This is a genomic window from Rhodococcus sp. NPDC003318 (assembly GCF_042879035.1).
Taxonomy (GTDB): domain Bacteria; phylum Actinomycetota; class Actinomycetes; order Mycobacteriales; family Mycobacteriaceae; genus Rhodococcus_G.
In genome coordinates, this window is sequence record NZ_JBIAOU010000001.1 from 873,121 (window position 1) to 892,089 (window position 18,969).

At 70.1% G+C, this 18,969-nt stretch carries 19 protein-coding genes; 2 read left to right on the forward strand and 17 right to left on the reverse strand.

The annotated features are described in order from the left end of the window. Positions 1 to 18: 18 nt before the first annotated feature. Positions 19 to 789 carry a VOC family protein gene (locus ACFYVR_RS03880; protein ID WP_387469778.1) on the reverse strand — a complete coding sequence of 257 codons (771 nt, stop codon included), beginning with the start codon at positions 787 to 789 and terminating at the stop codon, positions 19 to 21. A gap of 50 nt (positions 790 to 839) precedes the next feature. Here ACFYVR_RS03880 and ACFYVR_RS03885 point away from each other — a divergent pair, with 50 nt between their 5' ends. Further along, positions 840 to 2,402 (forward strand): APC family permease, encoded by a 1,563-nt coding sequence (locus tag ACFYVR_RS03885; RefSeq protein ID WP_387469780.1) that lies wholly within the window; start codon positions 840 to 842, stop codon positions 2,400 to 2,402. A 3-nt stretch (positions 2,403 to 2,405) separates the two neighbouring features. On the opposite strand, the gene ACFYVR_RS03890 is transcribed toward ACFYVR_RS03885, so the two are convergent. From ACFYVR_RS03890 to ACFYVR_RS03950, 13 genes are all read right to left on the reverse strand, one after another. Continuing rightward, the gene (locus tag ACFYVR_RS03890) at positions 2,406 to 3,386 is read right to left on the reverse strand and encodes an alpha/beta hydrolase (protein WP_387469782.1); all 981 of its coding nucleotides are present in this window, start codon (positions 3,384 to 3,386) and stop codon (positions 2,406 to 2,408) included. Positions 3,387 to 3,616: 230 nt separating this feature from the next. Next, positions 3,617 to 4,072, reverse strand: coding sequence for a DUF350 domain-containing protein (locus ACFYVR_RS03895; protein ID WP_387469784.1), 456 nt, complete (start codon positions 4,070 to 4,072; stop codon positions 3,617 to 3,619). A gap of 53 nt (positions 4,073 to 4,125) precedes the next feature. After that, complete coding sequence (locus ACFYVR_RS03900) at positions 4,126 to 5,292, reverse strand: glutathionylspermidine synthase family protein (protein ID WP_387469786.1); 1,167 nt, start codon at positions 5,290 to 5,292, stop codon at positions 4,126 to 4,128. A 44-nt stretch (positions 5,293 to 5,336) separates the two neighbouring features. Further along, on the reverse strand, positions 5,337 to 5,837 hold the full coding sequence (locus ACFYVR_RS03905) for a hypothetical protein (protein ID WP_387470344.1): 501 nt from the start codon (positions 5,835 to 5,837) through the stop codon (positions 5,337 to 5,339). Positions 5,838 to 6,160: 323 nt separating this feature from the next. After that, positions 6,161 to 6,445: an acylphosphatase gene (locus tag ACFYVR_RS03910; protein WP_387469788.1), complete on the reverse strand. Its 285-nt coding sequence runs from the start codon at positions 6,443 to 6,445 to the stop codon at positions 6,161 to 6,163. A 13-nt stretch (positions 6,446 to 6,458) separates the two neighbouring features. Continuing rightward, on the reverse strand, positions 6,459 to 6,902 hold the full coding sequence (locus ACFYVR_RS03915) for an OsmC family protein (protein ID WP_387469790.1): 444 nt from the start codon (positions 6,900 to 6,902) through the stop codon (positions 6,459 to 6,461). Positions 6,903 to 6,949: 47 nt separating this feature from the next. Further along, positions 6,950 to 7,630, reverse strand: coding sequence for a response regulator (locus ACFYVR_RS03920; protein WP_387469792.1), 681 nt, complete (start codon positions 7,628 to 7,630; stop codon positions 6,950 to 6,952). After that, positions 7,631 to 10,165, reverse strand: a complete 2,535-nt coding sequence (locus ACFYVR_RS03925) for a DUF4118 domain-containing protein (protein ID WP_387469794.1) — start codon at positions 10,163 to 10,165, stop codon at positions 7,631 to 7,633. 7 nt (positions 10,166 to 10,172) lie between these two features. Next, positions 10,173 to 10,817: a potassium-transporting ATPase subunit C gene (locus ACFYVR_RS03930; protein WP_387469796.1), complete on the reverse strand. Its 645-nt coding sequence runs from the start codon at positions 10,815 to 10,817 to the stop codon at positions 10,173 to 10,175. A 5-nt stretch (positions 10,818 to 10,822) separates the two neighbouring features. Then, positions 10,823 to 12,934, reverse strand: coding sequence for a potassium-transporting ATPase subunit KdpB (gene kdpB, locus ACFYVR_RS03935; protein WP_387469798.1), 2,112 nt, complete (start codon positions 12,932 to 12,934; stop codon positions 10,823 to 10,825). After that, positions 12,931 to 14,625: a potassium-transporting ATPase subunit KdpA gene (kdpA, locus tag ACFYVR_RS03940; RefSeq protein WP_387469800.1), complete on the reverse strand. Its 1,695-nt coding sequence runs from the start codon at positions 14,623 to 14,625 to the stop codon at positions 12,931 to 12,933. Before kdpA ends, kdpB begins: the two co-directional genes overlap by 4 nt. Before the next feature lie 3 nt (positions 14,626 to 14,628). Continuing rightward, on the reverse strand, positions 14,629 to 14,727 hold the full coding sequence (kdpF, locus tag ACFYVR_RS03945) for a K(+)-transporting ATPase subunit F (RefSeq protein ID WP_387469802.1): 99 nt from the start codon (positions 14,725 to 14,727) through the stop codon (positions 14,629 to 14,631). Between the two features lie 284 nt (positions 14,728 to 15,011). Next, positions 15,012 to 15,656 (reverse strand): pyridoxamine 5'-phosphate oxidase family protein, encoded by a 645-nt coding sequence (locus ACFYVR_RS03950; RefSeq protein WP_387469804.1) that lies wholly within the window; start codon positions 15,654 to 15,656, stop codon positions 15,012 to 15,014. A 78-nt stretch (positions 15,657 to 15,734) separates the two neighbouring features. Here ACFYVR_RS03950 and ACFYVR_RS03955 point away from each other — a divergent pair, with 78 nt between their 5' ends. Beyond that, complete coding sequence (locus ACFYVR_RS03955) at positions 15,735 to 17,210, forward strand: PLP-dependent aminotransferase family protein (protein ID WP_387469806.1); 1,476 nt, start codon at positions 15,735 to 15,737, stop codon at positions 17,208 to 17,210. Here ACFYVR_RS03955 and mutM read toward each other — a convergent pair. Genes mutM through rpmF form a run of 3 tightly spaced genes read right to left on the reverse strand, consistent with a single transcriptional unit; the run spans position 17,146 to position 18,969 of the window. Beyond that, entirely contained in the window at positions 17,146 to 18,012 is an 867-nt protein-coding gene (gene mutM, locus ACFYVR_RS03960; protein WP_387469808.1) for a bifunctional DNA-formamidopyrimidine glycosylase/DNA-(apurinic or apyrimidinic site) lyase, read from the reverse strand. The genes ACFYVR_RS03955 and mutM overlap by 65 nt on opposite strands. Before the next feature lie 4 nt (positions 18,013 to 18,016). Beyond that, the gene (rnc, locus tag ACFYVR_RS03965; protein WP_387469810.1) at positions 18,017 to 18,781 is read right to left on the reverse strand and encodes a ribonuclease III; all 765 of its coding nucleotides are present in this window, start codon (positions 18,779 to 18,781) and stop codon (positions 18,017 to 18,019) included. A 5-nt stretch (positions 18,782 to 18,786) separates the two neighbouring features. Continuing rightward, positions 18,787 to 18,969, reverse strand: a complete 183-nt coding sequence (gene rpmF / locus ACFYVR_RS03970) for a 50S ribosomal protein L32 (RefSeq protein ID WP_137799096.1) — start codon at positions 18,967 to 18,969, stop codon at positions 18,787 to 18,789.

The window sequence follows — 18,969 nt, forward strand, 5'->3', positions numbered from 1 at the left end:
CCCGGGCGATCGCGACCGCTACTGCTGCGCCGCCGACAGCGGCGCGCCCACCGTGAACCGCGCACCGAACGGGTCGGTGACGTTCGCGACCCGCCCGTACCGCATGTCGTGCGCGTCGTCCGCGGTGCCGCCGGCCGCGCGGGCCGCGGCGACGGCGGCGTCCGCGTCCTCGACCTGGAACAGCGTGCCCCACGACGACGCGGTCGCGGCCAGGTCGCCCATGATCCCGCCGATCTCGTGTCCGTCGGGCCTGCGCAGGAACGTGAAGTCGGCGTCGGGCATGTCGGGGTTGCCGTCGAGGGTGAAGTCGAACACCGCCGCGTAGAACTCACGGGCCGGGCCGGGATTCGGCGTCACCAGGTCGTTGCGCAGCAGCGTGCTCGCCTCGTTGACGAGTTCGCAGCCGACGTGCGCCGCGCCCTGCCACAATCCGAACTGCGCCCCGGACGGATCGCGGACGATCGCCATCCGGCCCTGATCGGCGATGTCCATCGGCTCGGTCAGGAGCGTTCCGCCCGCCGCCGTGGACCGTGCGAGAGTGGCGTCGACGTCGTCGGTGGCCAGGTAGACGTTCCACCAGCACTCGGTGGCGTCCGGATTCGGCATGATCGCCGCGACCTTCTTCCCCCTCAGCAGGCACATCGTGTAGCGCCCGAACTCCTCCGGACCGACGTCGAACTCCCATCCGAACACCGCCCCGTAGAACGACATCGCCTGTTCCAGATCGGGGATGCCGAGGTCGATCCACGTGGGTGTGCCCAGCGGCTGGTTGGTGGTGACCGCGCTCATCGCTTCTCCTCGGTCTCTGGCGGCGGACGCACTGCACTACCCTCCCCCGGGTGACCGAGGACGCGGCGGCCGCCGCACGACATTCCATGGATACCACCGGGAAGGGACTTCGAACAGGCGCCCTGACCCTGACGTCGAGCGTCGTGATCGGCGTGGCGTCGGCGGGGCCGGCGTACAGCATCGCCGCCACGCTGGGCCTCGTCGTCGCCGCGGTCGGACTGCAGGCGCCGGCCATCGCGGCGCTCGCGTTCGTCCCCGTGCTGCTCGCGGCATTCGGCTACCAGCAACTCAACCGCGCCGATCCGGACTGCGGGACGACGTTCGTGTGGGCGGCACGGGCGTTCGGGCCGTCCTGGGGGTGGATGAGCGGCTGGGCGATCGTGGTGGCGGACGTGCTGGTGATGGCCAGCATGGCCCAGGTCGCGGGTCAGTACACGTTCCTGCTGGTCGGCGCCGACGGCATCGGCCACGACCCCACACATGTCGCGGTGCTCGCGCTCGGCGTCGCGTACATGCTCGCGATGACGTGGCTGTGCTTCCGCGGCATCGAGATCTCGGCGCGCGTGCAGTCCGTGCTGTTGACCGTCGAGTTCGTCGCCCTGGTGGTGTTCGCGGCGGTGGCGCTCGTGCGGGTCTGGTCGGGCACCGCCGGAGACGCGGCCCTGACACCGCAGTGGAGCTGGTTCAACCCGCTCGAGATCGGCTCCTTCTCGACCTTCGTCAACGCGATGCTCCTGATGGTGTTCATCTACTGGGGCTGGGACTCTGTGATGTCGGTGAACGAGGAGACCGTCGACGCCCGGCGCACACCGGGGCGGTCGGCGGTGATCTCGACGATCGTGCTGGTCTCTCTGTACGTCCTGGTGACCCTCGCGGCGCAGTCGTTCGCCGGGGTCGGCGAGGAGGGCAACGGACTCGCGAATCCGGAGCACTTCGACGACTTCTTCGCCGCGCTCGGTACGGCGGTGTTCGGGGAGGGTCCGCTCGGGCAGATCCTCGTCCACGTGCTGCTGCTGATGATCCTGACGTCGGCGATCGCGTCGACGCAGACCACGATCCTGCCGACCGCCCGCACCACGCTGTCGATGGGCGTGTTCAAGGCGCTGCCCGAGTCCTTCGCGAAGGTCCATCCGCGGTTCCTGACCCCGACGGTGTCCACGCTGGCGATGGGCGGCGTGTCGGCCGCGCTGTACATCGCGTTCAACTTCGTCGCCGCGGGCGACCTGATCTACGACTCGGTGTCCGCCATCGGCATCGCGATCGGGTTCTACTACGGGATGACCGGACTCGCGTGTGCATGGTTGTACCGCGCCGCCCTGCGCGGGGGCGGACGTGCGCGGTGGATGCAGGTGGTACTCCCCCTCGCCGGCGGCGCGATGCTGCTGTTCGCGGCCGGGTGGACGGCCGTGACGTCGTTCGCCGCCGACTACGGCGAGACCCACTGGACGCTGCCGTTCGCTCCGCACTGGCAGATCGGCGGGGTGTTCCTGCTCGGCGTGGGTTCGATGCTGCTGGGATTCCCGCTGATGTGGTGGTGGCGACGCCGGGAGCCCGCGTACTTCGACGGCGACACCGTCACGCGCGGACTCCCCGACGCCGAGCTCGGCAGCTGACCGTCACCAGGCGTTCAGCGCGTTCAGGATCTGCGGACGGGCCTTCCACAACTCCGCCTCCCAGTACGGCCAGGAGTGGGTGCCCGCCGCGGGGAAACTGTAGGTCGCCGGGACGCCGAGGGTGTCCAACCGCACCTGGAACGCGCGGGAGTTGGCCAGCGCGAGCGCCTCGAGCGCCATCCCGTTCGCGGTGTTGTAGTAGTCGAGCACGCCCTGCGGGTGGTCGTACGGCCCGGTCAGCCCACTGGACGCCGAGACGTACAGCGACAGTCCCCGCAGTTGCGGAGCGAACACGAACGGGTCGTTGCGCAGCCAGGACTGGCCCCACGGCGGACCCCACATCGAGTCGACGTTGAAGCGGCCGGCGTCGAGCATCGCGACGCGGATCGCCTCACGCATGCCCGGCGCGGAGATGTTCAGGTAACCCGAGAGCGAACCGGCGAACGTGAACTGGTCCCGGTGGTAGGCAGCCAGGGTCAGGGCCGCCGAACCGCCCATCGACAGACCGAGCACACCGTTGTCGGTGCGCGACACGCCGCGGGTCGCGAGGTAGTCGGGGAGTTCCTTGGTCAGGAAGGTCTCCCACCGGTACGTGACGTCCTGGCCGTTGAAGTTCGACGGGGACATCCAGTCGCTGTAGAAGGAGGATTCGCCACCGACCGGCATCACGAGCGTGACGTTGTCGTTGGCGTACTGCGCGAGCGCGTTGGTCTCGTGAGACCAGGCGTTGTAGTCGTCGCGGGCCCGCATCCCGTCGAGCAGGTATAGGGCCGCGCTGCCGCCGCGCGCGGCCCACTGGATCTGGACCTTGATCGGACCCATCGACGAGGGCACCCACACCTCTTCGTACCCACCCGCCGGTGCCCGGTGCGTGATCGGGGCGGCACCCGCGACCGCACCCCCCGCGGTACCCGCGACGACCGCCGTCGCCGACAGTGCGCGCACGCCGCGCCCCACCCGACCGGACAATGCTGCTCTGAACATGAACGAACGCCTTCCCCCGGTGCCGAACATCCGGTCAACCGACGGCGCCTCACCCCCGTGAGGACACCGACCGAACCATCCGATGATCGACCCGCAATGGTGTGTGTTTCCCCGACACCATCGGTCAGTGTTACAGATGGGGCAGGTGTTCCGCATCAGTGCAGGTGGGGCGCACGGGACGTCGTCACCGATCGCGGCTCGCGACCGTCACAGGATCGCGACCGCGACCGTCACAGGATCGCGACCGCGACGACGAGCCCCAGCGCGACGTGCGCTGCCGCGACCACGAGCACCTCGGGAGTGAACCGGTCCCGGACGAGGACCTCACCGATGTCGATCGCGGTCACGAGCTCCACGAGACGCACCGAGATCACCTGCGCGGCGATGCCGACGAGCCCGAACACCCCGCTGTAGATCAGACCCTCCACGAGCCGACCGGACGACGCGTAGATCGCGAGCACGACGATCAGCGCCATGCTCACCATCCCCGACGCGGTGACGACGGCAGCGTTCGGCCGGCCCTCCCGCACCAGGGTGCGCAGATGTCCGGGGGTCGTCCAGTCGATCGCGAAGAACCCCAGGACCATCAGGGCCAGGCCGAGGATCGCGTACAGCACGATCGCCGACACCCCGCGGCCGAGGGTGTTCCAGTAGTCGCTGCCGAGGGCTACCACCGCAGTGGTCATCGAGTGCTCCGTTCGTCGGGCCGGATGGGCCGGGCCGTGGGTGGTGGGGCGGTCTACGCCTGAGGAATGCGGTGCGGCACGAACGCCGCGCCGTCGTCGGTGACCAGGCCTGCGGTCTCCCGAATACCGAGACCCGCGGATTCGTCACCGACGATCCACGCCCCGAGCGCCGGCCGCATGCCGTCGAATTCGGGGAGTGGGTCGAGCAATTGATACACGAAACCCTCCTCCCCGTAGATGCCGCCGGTGCTGGTGTCCATGCCGGCGCCGACGATGGAGACATTGGCGCCCTCACGGCCGAGCTTCGGCTTGCGGACGTACTCGGTGAGTTCGTGCGGATCGTCGAGATACGCGGGGAGCAGGTTCGGGTGTCCGGGGTACATCTCCCACAACACCGCGAGGATGGCCTTGTTGCTCAGGATCGCCTTCCACAGCGGCTCGATCCACAGCGTCTGCGGTAGCAGTTCGACTGCGCGCCTTCCGAATTCGTCGTCGAGCGCCCACTCCCACGGGTACAGCTTGAACAGCGAGGAGATCGGCGCCTCCTCCAGGTCGACGAACCGGTGCAGGTCGAAGTCGAACCCGATCTCCTCGATCGCGAGGGCGACGGTGTCCAGCCCGGCCTCGGCGGCGCACTCCTGCATGTACGCGACGGTGACGTTGTCCTCACCGCTCAGGTCGGCACTCGACCACGTCAGGTGCAGTTCCGCACTGGGCAGTTGGGCACGGATCTCGGCCCACCGCGCGACCAGCTTCTCGTGCAGTGAGTTCCACTGGTCGTCGCCCGGGTGGGTGTCGGTGAGCCAGTGCCACTGCAGGATCGACGCCTCCAGCAGCGTCGTCGGGGTGTCCGCGTTGTACTCGAGCAGTTTCGCGGGCCGGCGTGCGTCGTAGCGCAGGTCGAAACGCCCGTACACGTGCGGGTCGCCGCGACGCCACGACTGCGCGATCGGCTCCCACGTCCACTCGGGCAACCCGAAGTCGCGGTAGCGCTCGGTGAGGATGACGTGCTCGACGGCGTTCAGGCACATCGAGTGCAGCAGTTCGACGTCCGCCTCGAGAGCGAGGACCTCGTCCATCTCGAACTCGTAGTGCACGGACTCGTCCCAGTACGGCCGGGCGCCACCGTCGGTTCCTCGCGCCGGCGTGCCGAACACCATGCCCTGGGCGGCCACGATCTCCTGCCAGCCCGGACGCGGGGTGCTCCGAAGTCGTCTCATCAGGGCATACCTCCTGATCTCACTCGGGGATGGGGAGGCACGGCCTAGGTCCCGCTGCTTCCGGAGATCTTGGAGCCGAAGCCGCCGCGCTGAATCGTGACGCCGGACTTGGTCTTGACGGTCGTCCCCTTCGGGGTGACGACGGTGCCGCCGGACACCTTGGTACCCACGCCGCCGTTGCTTCCGCCGTAGTAGTAGCGGTAGGACGATCCGGCGTAGATGAACATGCCGCCGGCGCCGGGGGTGCCCGAGGTGCAGTACGAGTCGTCGACCACGACCTCCGTCTCGGGGTCGATGCACGTGGCCTCGACCTCGTCGGAGGACAGCACCGAGTATCCGAGCGCGACGAGTCCGACGACGCCGACGACGGCGACACCGCCGATCATCGCCCGGCGGCGGGTCCGGCGCTTGGCTTCCTCCTTCGCGGCCTGCTCGGCGGCGATCCGCTCCTGCTCCGCGCGGGCACGGCGCGCCTTGTCCCGGGCGCGGGCCTCCCCCACCGTGGGGGGCCGCGGTGTCGTGGCGCCGGGTTCCTGGCGACGGATGCGTCCGGCCTGCGGATCCGCTCCGGGTTCTCCCGCCGCGCCGCTGTTCGGATCCCCGCTGTTCGGCGTGTCCTCCGGCCCCATGGCGTCGTCCGGTCCCATGGACCCATCCCCCTCGTGCGTCGGCATCGTTGTCAGACCCTAAGGCACCCACCCACCCCGGCGCGCCGTCGGCCTCCCGCATCCCCGGCTGAAGGCCCCCTTCATCTCGACCAACCGCACGAAGGCGGCCCTCAGCCGGAGGGGCGCGGGTTCACACACACCGGCGCCGGTTGGCGGAGGCTCTTGCCGGACGCCGGATGCCCGTTGCCGGACGCAGGTGGTCAGCGCTCGACGAATCCGACGAGACCACCGGCCGCGTCGGACCAGCTCTCGACGACGAGGTCGACGGTGCCGGGTGTCGAACCGGACCGCAGCAGATCGAGCAGTCGCTCGCACTGGTGGCGGGGGCCCTCCGCGATGACGAGCACCCGGCCGTCGGGGCGGTTCGTCGCATGCCCGATCAGGCCCAGTTCCAGTGCGCGCGAGCGCGTCCACCACCGAAATCCGACACCCTGCACGGTGCCGTGCACCCACGCTGTCAGTCGAACCTGCTCGGTGCTCACCACGGCGCCTATGAGATCACGAATCCGTCTCGATCGAAAGTTCCACGACGGTGCCGGTTTTGAGGGTGCGGCCCACGGTGCACACCTTGTCGACCGACTTCTCCACGACGGTCAGCAGGCGACCCCGGGCCTCGGGGTCGAGTTCGCTGAGGTCGAGTTCGAGCACCTCCTGCAGGAGGGGGTAGACCTCGTTCTCACGGTCGGCGGCGCCGGAGACACGCACCGTCGCGTCGTAGTTGTCGCCGAGACGGCGCGAGAGCGGCAGGTCCGAGCTCATCCCGGTGCACGCGGCGAGCGCGATCTTGAGCAGTTCGCCGGGTGTGAACACGCCGTCCACCGACTCCGACCCGATCAGTACCTCCGCGCCGCGCGAGCTGCGGCCGGTGTAGCGGCGGGTGCCGGTGCGCTCGACCCACAGTTCGGTCGCGGCGGGAGCGTTCTCGGAGGTCTGTTCAGCCATGGCCCAATCCTGCCATCACCCGGTGACCTCGGAACACGTGCGTCCGGTCACTCCTGGAAGCGGTACCCCATGCCCGCCTCGGTGATCAGGTACCGGGGCTTGGACGGGTCGTCCTCGAGTTTGCGGCGCAGTTGCGCGAGATACACGCGGAGGTAATGCGTTTCGGTGGCGTAGGCCGGACCCCACACCTCGCGCAGCAGTTCCTTCTGCCCGACCAGCTTGCCCTTGTTCCGGACCAGCATCTCGAGCATGCCCCACTCGGTGGGGGTCAGGTGCACCTCCGCGTCACCCCGGACCACCCGCTTCGCGGCGAGGTCGACGGTGAACGCATCGGTCACGACCACCGGGTCCGCGGTGTCGGACGCGGCGGCACCGCGGCGCACCGCGGCCCGCAGCCGGGCCAGGAACTCGTCCATCCCGAACGGTTTGGTGACGTAGTCGTCGGCGCCGGCGTCGAGGGCGGCGACCTTGTCCGCCGAATCGGTGCGGGCGGACAGCACGATCACCGGCGCCGTCGACCAACCACGCAGTCCGGCAAGCACTTCGATACCGTCCATGTCGGGCAGGCCGAGATCGAGCACGATCACCTCGGGGCTGCGCTCGGCCGCCGCTCGCAACGCGGCGGCACCGCTGCTCGCCGTGGTCACCTCGTATCCCCGCACACTGAGGTTGATGCGCAACGCGCGCAGGATCTGCGGTTCGTCGTCGATCACCAGTATTCGAGTCACTCAGCCAGCCTTTCCGATTCCCGCGAGATCCACCACCATCGTCAGCCCACCGCCGGGAGTGTCGGTGGCGGTGACGGTGCCGCCCATCGCCTCGACGAAGCCGCGCACCACGGACAATCCGAGTCCGACACCGCTGGTGGTGTCCCGGTCGCCGAGTCGCTGGAACGAGTCGAACATCTGCTCCTCGGCGCCGCGGGCGATTCCCGGGCCGGAGTCCGCGACGGTGAGGAGCACCCGGTCCTTGACCGCTCCCGCCCCGATGCGCACCACACCGTCCGGCGCGTACCGCAGGGCGTTGTCCACCAGGTTCGCCACCACACGTTCGAGCAGTCCGCTGTCCGCCATGACAGCGTGCCCGCCGACATCGACCCGCACCCGGTCGCGCACCGTCCGCGCTGGCCCCGTCCCGACCCCGACGAGTGCCCGATGCACCACCTCGTCGAGGTACACCGGCCGCAGTGTCGGCCGCACGACACCGGCCGCGAGCCGCGACGAGTCGAGCAGGTTCCCGACCAGGTTCGTCAACTGGTCGGTCGACTCCTCCACCGTGGCAAGCAGTTCCGCGGTGTCCTCGGGCGAGAACTCGACGTCGTCGCTGCGCAGGCTCGACACGGCGAACTTCACCGCGGCCAGGGGCGTGCGCAGGTCGTGGCTGACCGCGGACAGCAGGGCCCGCCGCAGCCGGTCGGCCTCGGCCAGAGCCCGCGCCTGCATGGCCTCCGCCGCCAACTCCTCCTGGCGGATCAGCCCGACGGCCTGGTTCGCGACGGCCGTGAGCACCCGACGATCCGTGCCCGCGACCTCGGGTCCCCGCAACGCCAGGGCGTACTCCCCCGCCTCGCACACGGTGTCGGCGTCACCCGGGGTGGCGGGCGCGTCGTCGCCCACCGCACTGACCATGCCCCCGGTTCGGTGGATCACGGAGACCGCCTGCTGTCCGTAGGTTTCCCGCACCCTGTCGAGGAGCGCGGGCAGGTCGGCACCCCGGAGCACCGACCCGGCGAACAGTGCGAGGAGTTCGGCCTCCTGGGACGCCCGGCGGGCCTCGCGGGCACGTTTGGCGGCCTCGTCGACGAGGACCGCGACGGCGACGGCGATCACCAGCAGCACGACGGTGGTGATGAAGTTGTCGGGTTCGGCGATCGTGAAGCTGCGCAGCGGCGGGGTGAAGAAGTAGTTGAGCAGCAACCCGGAGATCAGTGCGGACAGGGCCGCCGGCGCGACGCCCCCGAGCAGCGCGACCATCAGGACGACGATGAAGAACAGTGCGTTCTCCCCGCCGACGTCGTACCGGGCGTTGACGGCCCACATGATCAGCGCGGCCAGTGAGGGTACGAGCACCGCCGCCACCCAGGACAGCGCGCGGCGGGGCCGCGACCCGGACGGCAGCCAGCGCCGGGACACGGCGACTTCCCCGTGGGTGACCATGTGGACGTCGATGCCGCCGGACTGCCGGACGACCGTGGCCCCGATCCCCTCGTCCAGGATCCGCGCCCACCGGGACCTCCGCGACGTCCCGAGCACCAGTTGCGTCGCGTTCGCGGAGCGCGCGAAGTCGAGCAACGTCGCCGGGACGTCGTCGCCGACGACACTGTGCAGGGTGGCGCCGATGCCGGCCGCGAGGGTGCGCACCTTCCCCATCTCGGGCGCGGACACTCCGGCCAGCCCGTCGCCGCGCACCACGTGCACGATCATCAGCTCGGCGCTGGCCTTCGACGCGATGCGGCTCGCCCGCCGGATCAGGGTCTCGGACTCCGGCCCGCCGGTGACGGCGACGACGATCCGTTCCCGCGCTTCCCAGGTGTCGGTGATCGCGTTCTCGGCGCGGTACTTCGCGAGCGCGGCGTCGACCTGGTCGGCAACCCACAGCAACGCCAGTTCCCGCAGCGCGGTGAGGTTCCCGCGCCGGAAGTAGTTGCCCAGCGCCGCGTCGACCTTGTCGGCGGCGTACACGTTTCCGTGGGAGAGTCTGCGCCGCAGTGCTTCCGGGGTGATGTCGACGAGCTCGACCTGGGCGGCGCCGCGGACCACCGCGTCCGGCAGGGTTTCCCGCTGCGTCACCCCGGTGATCTGCTGCACCACGTCGTTCAGCGATTCGAGATGCTGGACGTTGACCGTGGACAGCACGTCGATTCCGGCGACGAGGATCTCCTCGACGTCCTGCCAGCGTTTCTCGTTGCGGCTGCCCGGCGTGTTCGTGTGGGCGAGTTCGTCGACGAGGACGAGCGCCGGCCGCCTCCGCAGGACCGCGTCGACGTCCAGCTCCCCCATCCGGGTACCCCGGTACTCGACGATCTTCGGCGGGATCACCTCGAGGTCCCCGATCTGCGCGGCGGTGCGGGCGCGGCCGTGGGTGTCCACCACGGCCGCGACCACATCGGTGCCCCGCTCGCGGCGCCGGTGCGCCTCGCCGAGCATGGCGTAGGTCTTGCCGACGCCCGGCGCGGCGCCCAGGTAGATGCGCAGCTCGCCACGTTTCCGGGCGGTGTCGCTGCCGCTCACCGCGGGTCGCGGCGTGGACTCGGTACCACTCACATCGTCATCATCCACCCGTGGTCACACAAACCGGTGCCGTCAGTCCGAGCGCGAGGTCGAGTTCGAGCACGTTCACCCGCTCCTCACCGAGGAATCCGAGCTGGCGGCCTTCGGTGTGCTCGTCGACCAGGGCCCGTACCCTCTCCTCGCTCAACCCGGTGACCTGGGCGACGCGAGGCACCTGCAGCCGCGCGTATGCGGGGCTGATGTGCGGGTCGATGCCGGACCCGGACCCGGTCAGCGCGTCGACTGGCACCTGGTCCGGTGACACGCCCTCGCGCTCGGCGATCGCGGTCCGACGGGCCAGGACGAAGCCGGCGACGACGTCGCTGCTCGGTCCCTGGTTGGTGGGCAGCGCGACGGCCGGATCACCGGTCGCGAACGGGTCGTCGTCGGACACCGACCCGGTCTGCCGGGCGTGGAAGAACGGGTCCGGTGCGCCCGCGGCCACCCGGGGGTCGACGCCCACCCACCGGCTGCCGACCACGCACCCGTTGGTGTCCCGGACGGGAGAGCCCTCCGCGGAGCCGGAGGAGATCCGTCCGATCCCCCACACGGCGGCGGGATACAGGACGCCCAGGACCGCGGTCAGCGCGAGCAGGACCATCAGCCCGGCGCCGATCTGACGGAGAAATCCGATCGTGAATCGCATGTCCCTCACCCGATCCCGGGAACCAGCCGGACGACGAGGTCGATCAGCCAGATCCCGACGAACGGCGTGATCACCCCACCGAGTCCGTACACCAACAGGTTCCGCCCCAACAGCGTCGAGGCGGTCGACGGCCGGTAGCGGACCCCCTTGAGCGCCAGAGGGATCAACGCCACGATCACGAGTGCGTTGAACACCACCGCCGACACGATCGCCGACTCCGGCGTCGCCAGGCGCATGATGTTCAGGGAGTCCAGCTGCGGATAGATCACGCTGAACAGGGCAGGCAGGATCGCGAAGTACTTCGCCAGATCGTTGGCCAGCGAGAACGTGGTCAAGGCCCCGCGCGTGATCAGCAGTTGCTTGCCTATCTCCACGACCTCGATCAGCTTCGTCGGGTCCGAGTCGAGGTCCACCATGTTCCCCGCCTCCTTCGCGGCGGAGGTTCCGGTGTTCATCGCGACCCCGACGTCGGCCTGCGCGAGCGCCGGAGCGTCGTTGGTGCCGTCCCCGGTCATCGCGACCAGCCGCCCGCCGGCCTGCTCCCTTCGGATCAGGGCGAGCTTGTCCTCCGGGGTGGCCTCTGCCATGTAGTCGTCCACCCCGGCCTCCGCGGCGATCGCCTTGGCCGTCAACGGGTTGTCGCCGGTCACCATCACCGTTCGGATGCCCATCGCGCGCAACTCCGCGAACCGCTGCGCGATCCCGGGTTTCACGACGTCGGAGAGCCGGATCACGCCGAGAATCCGCACCCTGTCCGGCGAGGCCTCGGCCACCACGAGCGGAGTGCCACCCAGCGCGGCGATCTCGTTCACGGTGTCCGTCACCGCGGCATCGGCGGACCCACCCCGTGGGCTCACCCAGCCGAGGACGGCATCGCCGGCACCCTTGCGAATCTGCCGGACCTGATCGGCGTCGCCCCGCATGTCGAGCCCGCTCATCCGCGTCTGCGCGGTGAACAGGACGAACTCGGCTGACTTCTCCGCGTCACTCGGGTCGGTGGAGAGCCCGAATTCGGCGGCGCACAGCTCGATGATGCTGCGTCCCTCGGGCGTCCCGTCCGCGAGGCTCGACAGTCGCGCCGCGGCCGCGAGTTCCGCGGCGTCGACGCCCGGCGCCGGATACAGCGCGGTGGCCCGGCGGTTGCCGAAGGTGATGGTGCCGGTCTTGTCCATCAGCAGGGTGTCGATGTCGCCGGCGGCCTCGACCGCGCGGCCGGACATGGCCAGCACGTTGCGCTGCACCAACCGGTCCATGCCCGCGATCCCGATCGCCGAGAGCAATGCGCCGATCGTGGTGGGGATCAGGCACACCAGCAGCGCGATCAGCTTGATCGGGTCCTGCTCGTGGCCCGCGTACAGGCCCATCGGCCCGATGGCGACCACGGCGAGCAGGAAGATGACGGTCAGCGACGCGAGCAGGATGTTCAGCGCGATCTCGTTCGGCGTCTTGCGCCGCGACGCGCCCTCGACGAGCGCGATCATCCGGTCCACGAACGACTGCCCCGGCGCCGTGGAGATCTCGACGACGATCCGGTCCGAGAGCACGACGGTGCCGCCGGTGACCGCACACCGGTCGCCGCCGGATTCGCGGACCACGGGCGCGGATTCGCCGGTGATCGCGGACTCGTCGACGGTGGCGATGCCCTCCACCACGTCGCCGTCGCCGGGGATCACCTCACCCGCGGTGACCACGACCCGGTCCCCCACGGACAGCTCGGTGCTCGGCACGACCTCGGTGCCACCGGAGGCGGTGATCCGGTGGGCGATGGTGTCCTGCTTGACCTTTCGCAGGCTCGCGGCCTGAGCCTTGCCGCGGCCCTCGGCGACGGATTCGGCGAGGTTCGCGAACAGCACGGTGAACCACAACCACGCGGCCACCAGCCAGGCGAACACCGACGGATCGGCGAGCGCCGTCACCGTCGTCACCACCGACCCGACGAACACCACGAACACGACCGGGTTGCGCATCTGGTGGCGAGGGTCGAGTTTGCGGACCGCGCCCGGCAGCGCGGTCACCATCTGCCGGGGATCGAACAGGCCGGCCTCGACCGGCTTCGCCCGCGCCCCGTCGTCGGGGTCGGGGACCGTCCGGGGACGGTCCCGGGTGTGCACGCTCATGAGAGAGCCTCCGCTATCGGGCCCAGTGCGAGGGCCGGGAAGAAGGTGAGTGCCGCCACCAGAACGACGGTGCCGGTGAGCAGTCCGGCGAACATCGGTCCGGCGGTGGGCAGGGTGCCCGCGTTGGGTTCGGAACGCCGCTGCGAGGCAAGCGATCCGGCGAGGGCGAGGACGAACAGGATCGGAAGGAACCGGCCGAGCAGCATGCACACGCCGAGCGAGGTCTGGAACCAGTCGCTGGTCACGGTGAGGCCGCCGAAGGCGCTGCCGTTGTTGTTCGACGCCGACGCGTACGCGTAGAGCACTTCGGTGAAGCCGTGGATCGCCTGCGGGGTGCCCGGATCGCCCGAGTTGCCGAGGTGTCCGATCGTCGAACCGAGGATCACGGTGATCGAGGTGCCGATCAGCACCAGCGCGGGCATCACCAGCACCGACAGCGCGGCGAGGGTGATCTCCCGCCGACCGAGCTTCTTGCCGAGGTACTCGGGGGTGCGGCCGACGAGCAGGCCCCCGACGAACACGGCGATGATCGCGAGGACGAGGATGCCGTACAGCCCGGTGCCGACGCCGCCGGGGGCGATCTCGCCGAGCAGCATGTTCAGCAGCACCGCGCCGCCACCGAGCGGCGACATGCTGTCGTGCACGGAGTTGACCGCGCCGGTGGAGGTACCGGTCGTGGCGACCGCGAACAGGGCGCTGCCGGGGATGCCGAACCGGACCTCCTTGCCCTCCATCATCGCGCCGGCCGCGGTGGCCGCCGCACCGCGCGTGCCGGACTCGGCGGCGAGCGTCACCGCGAGCAGTCCGCCGAACAGCACTCCCATCACCGCGAGCAGGGTCAGGCCCTGCCTGTGGTCCCGGACCGTCGTGCCGAAGGTCCGGGTCAGGCAGACGGGGACGAGCAGGATCGCGATGATCTCGACGATGTTGGTGATCGGGGTGGGGTTCTCGAACGGATGCGCGGAGTTCGCGGCGAGGATGCCGCCACCGTTGGTGCCGAGTTCCTTGATCGCCTCCTGCGACGCGACCGGAGCGAGGGCGTTGGTGACGACGGTGCCGTCCAGGCCGGTGGAGTCGAATCCGGTTCGGAAGGACTGGATCACGCCCTGGCTCAGCAGGATCAGCGCGATCACGAACGAGAGCGGCAACAGAATTCGCAGGCAACCCCGGGTCAGGTCGACCCAGAAGTTGCCGATCTCGCCGCCCCGCGAGACGCGGACGAAGCCGCGGATCAACGCGACCGCGACCGCCAGGCCGACCGCCGCGGACACGAAGTTCTGCACCGCGAGCCCGAGCGGCTGGGTGAGGTTGCTCATCGTCGTCTCGGGTGCGTACGACTGCCAGTTGGTGTTCGTCACGAAGGAGGCCGCGGTGTTGAACGCGACCGCCGGACTCACCCCGGAGAGCCCGCCACCGAGCGGCAGCACGCCCTGGACGCGCTGCAGGACGTACAGCAGCAGCACTCCGGCGGAGGAGAAGCCGAGCAGCGAACCGGCGTAGCCGTACCAGGTCTGCTCGGCGCGGGCGTCGATCCGGCAGAGCCGGTACAGCACCCGCTCGATCCGCAGATCGCGGGACCCGCCGCCGGTGTCGTACACCTTCGCCATGTAGTCGCCGAGGGGAACGTACGCGATCGCGAGGACGAACACCACGAACGCGATCTGCAGCCCCGCTGCGAGCGCGGAATTCATCGATCAGAACCTCTCGGGGTCGACGAGCGCGACCAGCAGATAGACCACCAGGGCCGCCGCGAGCACGATCAACACCACGCTCGCAGCGCCGCTCGCGGTCATCGGACCTTCTTCGTCCGCAGGGCGCGCAGCACCCCCGAACACAGGGCGAACGTCCCGATGAGCACCGTCACGTAGGCCAGATCAGCCATCACGTATTCCTTTTCACACTGCCTGCGGCCCGCCGTCGCTCGGCGAGCCCGGCCCGTTCCGGGCCACACTGCACAGTGCTCCCCCGATTGGCTTCGGTGACCGTCCTTTACGACTCGCTGACGACACCACCTGGGCCGTTGACGCGATCTTTACGGCCTGTGAGTCCTTTCGGCCCGCCTGCGGGCCGAAAGGACTCACAGGCGGCGCAGCCGCCCCACCGAGGCCGGCTCCGGGACATCGGCCTCGACCCAGGGTGCACGTTCGGGTTCACCCGCCACGGTCCGCACGGGTACCACGCCCGCCCAGACCCGCGGGTCCGCGTCACCCTCGCTCGGGGGCCCGGAGCGCACCTTGACAGTCCACTGGCCGTCGTCGATCGGCAGCGCGACGGCGACAGTCGCCGCGAGCTCCTTGCGCGTCGGGACCCGGACCTCGGCGCTGCGGCCGGGGATCAGCGCGTCCGACAACGCGACGAGTGCGCGCTCCGCCTCGGCGCCGGTGATCGTCTCCAGGTAACCGCGGACCACCGCGGAACGATAATTGGCCGACGAGTCGAAGAGGTTGTCGGCCAGCACGATTCCGTCGAGGACACTGACACAGAGCGACGCGGGTGCCCCCGCCGCGACGTGCCGCAACGCACCCGCGCCGGTCGACCCGTGCAGCAGGATCCGGCCGCCGGACCGCGCGTAGAGGATCGGCACCGCCCACGGCAGTCCGTCGACGACGGTGGCGAGTGTCCCCACGACGCAGGCGTCGAGTACCGCGTCGAGGTCGGCGCGACGCTCACGGGATCGCTCGGACAGGCGGTGGACACGGCTCAGGTCGGGTGAGGAACTCATACCGTTCACCCTCTCGCCATACCGGTTCCGAAACCAGATCCACTTCTGCCGAGAACTGTGGACCAGTATGGTGGTGGCGTGGCCCGCACCGCAGCCGTGTCGACCGTCCACCTGCAGCTGACCGACTCCGACGAGCCGCTCCGGCACCGCATCGCCGGGGCCGTCATCGCTGCGCTGCGGTCCGGAGCGCTCGGCCCCGGCGACGTTCTCCCGTCGAGCCGGGCACTCGCCGCCGCGCTCGCGGTGTCGCGTACAGCGGTCGTCGATGCGTACGACGAGCTGTCCGCCGCCGGATTCGTCGAGGCCCGGCCCGGATCCGGTACGCGTGTCGCGCCGGGCGCGGCCACCGCAGCCCGCGCCGGGGTCACCGCCCACGTGACCGCGACGGCGAACGCACCGGCGCCTGCCCCGAGGCCGGATCCCGGTTCCCGAGAACTCGATCTGACTCCCGGACTGCCCGACACCGGGCTCATCTCGAGCCGCGACTGGCGATCGGCGTGGCGCACGGCCGCCGCCGGCCCGGTCCCCCACGCCGTGCCGGGACCGAGCGCGCACCCCCGACTCCGGGAAGTTCTCTCGACGCACCTGCGCCGGACCCGCGGCGTGATCGTGAGCGCGGACGAGATCGTCGTGGTACCCGGAGTCGCCTCGGCACTGCGGATCCTCGTCGCCGCGGCAGGGCTCGCGGGGCGGTGGGTCGCGTTCGAGGATCCCGGTTACACGAAGGCACGCCTGGCCCTCGCGGCGGCGGGTGCCCGCATCCGCCCGATCGGCGTCGACGCGGACGGACTCGATCCGACAGCCGTCCGCCCCGACGATGCCGCCGTGTACTGCACACCGGCACACCAGTACCCGATGGGTGCCCGGATGCCGGCGACGCGGCGCGCGACACTGGTCGCTGCGGCGGCCGACGCCGGGCGATGGGTGATCGAGGACGACTACGACGGCGAATTCCGGTACGGGGTGGCGCCCCTGCCCGCCCTGCGTACGGTCGAGGGTGGACGCGAGTCGGTCGCCTACGTGGGCACGGCTTCGAAGATCCTCACGCCGGCACTACGTCTGGCCTGGCTGATCCCACCCGCGCCGCTGCTGACCGCGGTGAACGAGACCCTCGCCTCCGGCGGCGAGTCCGTGTGCGCGATCACGGCGGACGCGGTCGCCGGCTTCGTCGAATCCGGTTCGCTGACCAGACATCTCGCCCGCTCGAACCGCACCTACTCCGCACGACGGCGCGCCTTCGTCGACGCCCTGCGAACGCACCTGCCCGATGTGGAACCCCTGGGGGTCGAGGCCGGTCTGCACGTGGCCCTGCGTCTGCCCGACGCCAGCGACGACCTCGCGATCGCCGACGAGGCGGAGCGACGAGGTGTGACCGTCCGGGCACTGGCCGCGTACCGCGCGGACCCGGACGGGCCACGCGGGCTGCTGTGCGGCTACGCGCGGCTGCCGGAATCGAAGGCCGACGCCACCGCGAGGCTCCTCGCCGACGTCATCGGCGCGGCAGCCGGGGGCGCGGCTGGCACTTCGGGCAGCTGTACGACGAGCGGTTCATGAACTTCTCCCGCCGGATGGGTGCCCCACAGCGCGAACAGGGTTCGTCCTCGCGGCCGTACGCGGACAGCGAGCGGTCGAAGTAGCCGGACTCGCCGTTGACATTGACGTACAGCGCGTCGAAGGAGGTGCCGCCCTGCGCGAGTGCCTCCGTCATCACGTCGGTCACGGAGTCGATCAGCAGCCGCGCCTGCGGGCGGGTCAACCGGTCCGACGGCCGGTTACCGTGAATACCGCTGCGCCACAACGCTTCGTCGGCGTAGATGTTGCCGACCCCGGAGAGCACCGTCTGGTCGAGCAGGACACGTTTGATCTCGCTGCGCTTGGCGCGGATCGCCGCCACTGCGGCGTCGGGATCGAACAGTGGGTCGAGGGGGTCGCGAGCGATGTGCGAAACCGGTTCCGGCACAGCGGTTCCGTCCACCTCGACGAGTGGGGCCAGTGCCCAGCCACCGAAGGTGCGCTGGTCGACGAACCGCAGCTCGCGTCCGCTGTCCAGTTCGGCGAGGATCCGCAGATGCTTCTCCCGCGCGACGTCGGGCGTCTGCACGAGCATCTGCCCACTCATCCCCAGGTGCACGACGACGGCGAGGTCGCCCGGGCCCACCTCGAGCCAGAGGTACTTGCCGCGGCGCCGGGCAGCCGTCACCGACAGCCCGGTCAGCCGGGAGGCGAGGTCGGCGCCACCCGGCAGGTGCCTGCGGACCGCCCGCGGGTGCAGCACCTCGACGGCGTCGACCCGCGAGCCGACGACGTGAGCGCTGAGCCCACGCCGGACGACCTCGACCTCGGGGAGTTCCGGCACGTGTCTACTCGGTCGGATCGGCGCCGTCGGAAGTGGTGGCCGCCTCGGTCAGCGCCTTCCACGCGGTGCTGGCGGCCTTCTGCTCGGCTTCCTTCTTCGACCGGCCGACGCCAACACCGAACGGGGTCCCCGCGACCACCACGGTCGCGGTGAACTCCTTGTCGTGGTCGGGGCCGGTCGAGGTGATCTCGTAGCTCGGCACGCCGTCACCGCGCTCGGCGGTGAGTTCCTGCAGGCTGGTCTTCCAGTCCAGGCCCGCGCCGAGTTTCGGCCCACGCTCGATGAGGTCGGCGAACAGACTCAGCACGACCGTGCGTGCGGTGTCGATGCCGTGCTGCAGGTGCACGGCACCCAGCAGCGACTCCATGCCGTCCGCGAGGATGCTGGGCTTGTCGCGACCACCGGTCAGCTCCTCCCCCTTGCCGAGAAGGAGATGCGCGCCGAGACCGCCCTCACCGAGGCCGCGTGCGACCTCTGCCAGGGCGTGCATGTTGACGATGCTGGCGCGGATCTTCGCCAGCTCGCCCTCGGACTTGTCCGGGTGCGCGACGTAGAGGCGTTCGGTCACGGACAGACCGAGAACGGAATCACCGAGAAATTCGAGGCGCTCGTTGGTCGGCAGACCGCCGTGCTCGTACGCGTACGAGCGATGGGTCAGGGCCAGGGTCAACAGCGCATCGTCCAGCTCAACGCCAAGAGCGGCGAGGAGGGAAGCGTGCTTCCCCTCCTCGCCGCCGGCGGGAGCCTCGGGGCTCGTACTGCTCGTCACTGCGACTAGACCGCAGCGGTGACCTGACGACCCTTGTAAGTGCCGCAGGACGGGCACGCGATGTGGGGCAGCGTCTTCTCGCCGCAGCCACGGTTGGGGCAGGTGATGAGGGTGGGCGCAGTGGTCTTCCACTGGCTGCGCCGCGACCGGGTGTTGGATCGCGACATTCTGCGCTTGGGGACAGCCAC

Excerpts from the sequence above, each read along its gene's own strand:
- ACFYVR_RS03880 (WP_387469778.1), bottom strand. The coding sequence starts at position 789 with ATGAGCGCGGTCACCACCAACCAGCCGCTGGGCACACCCACGTGGATC.
- ACFYVR_RS03890 (WP_387469782.1), bottom strand. The coding sequence starts at position 3,386 with ATGTTCAGAGCAGCATTGTCCGGTCGGGTGGGGCGCGGCGTGCGCGCA.
- ACFYVR_RS03895 (WP_387469784.1), bottom strand. The coding sequence starts at position 4,072 with ATGACCACTGCGGTGGTAGCCCTCGGCAGCGACTACTGGAACACCCTC.
- ACFYVR_RS03900 (WP_387469786.1), bottom strand. The coding sequence starts at position 5,292 with ATGAGACGACTTCGGAGCACCCCGCGTCCGGGCTGGCAGGAGATCGTG.
- ACFYVR_RS03915 (WP_387469790.1), bottom strand. The coding sequence starts at position 6,902 with ATGGCTGAACAGACCTCCGAGAACGCTCCCGCCGCGACCGAACTGTGG.
- ACFYVR_RS03930 (WP_387469796.1), bottom strand. The coding sequence starts at position 10,817 with ATGCGATTCACGATCGGATTTCTCCGTCAGATCGGCGCCGGGCTGATG.
- kdpB (WP_387469798.1), bottom strand. The coding sequence starts at position 12,934 with ATGAGCGTGCACACCCGGGACCGTCCCCGGACGGTCCCCGACCCCGAC.
- kdpA (WP_387469800.1), bottom strand. The coding sequence starts at position 14,625 with ATGAATTCCGCGCTCGCAGCGGGGCTGCAGATCGCGTTCGTGGTGTTC.
- kdpF (WP_387469802.1), bottom strand. The coding sequence starts at position 14,727 with ATGACCGCGAGCGGCGCTGCGAGCGTGGTGTTGATCGTGCTCGCGGCG.
- ACFYVR_RS03950 (WP_387469804.1), bottom strand. The coding sequence starts at position 15,656 with ATGAGTTCCTCACCCGACCTGAGCCGTGTCCACCGCCTGTCCGAGCGA.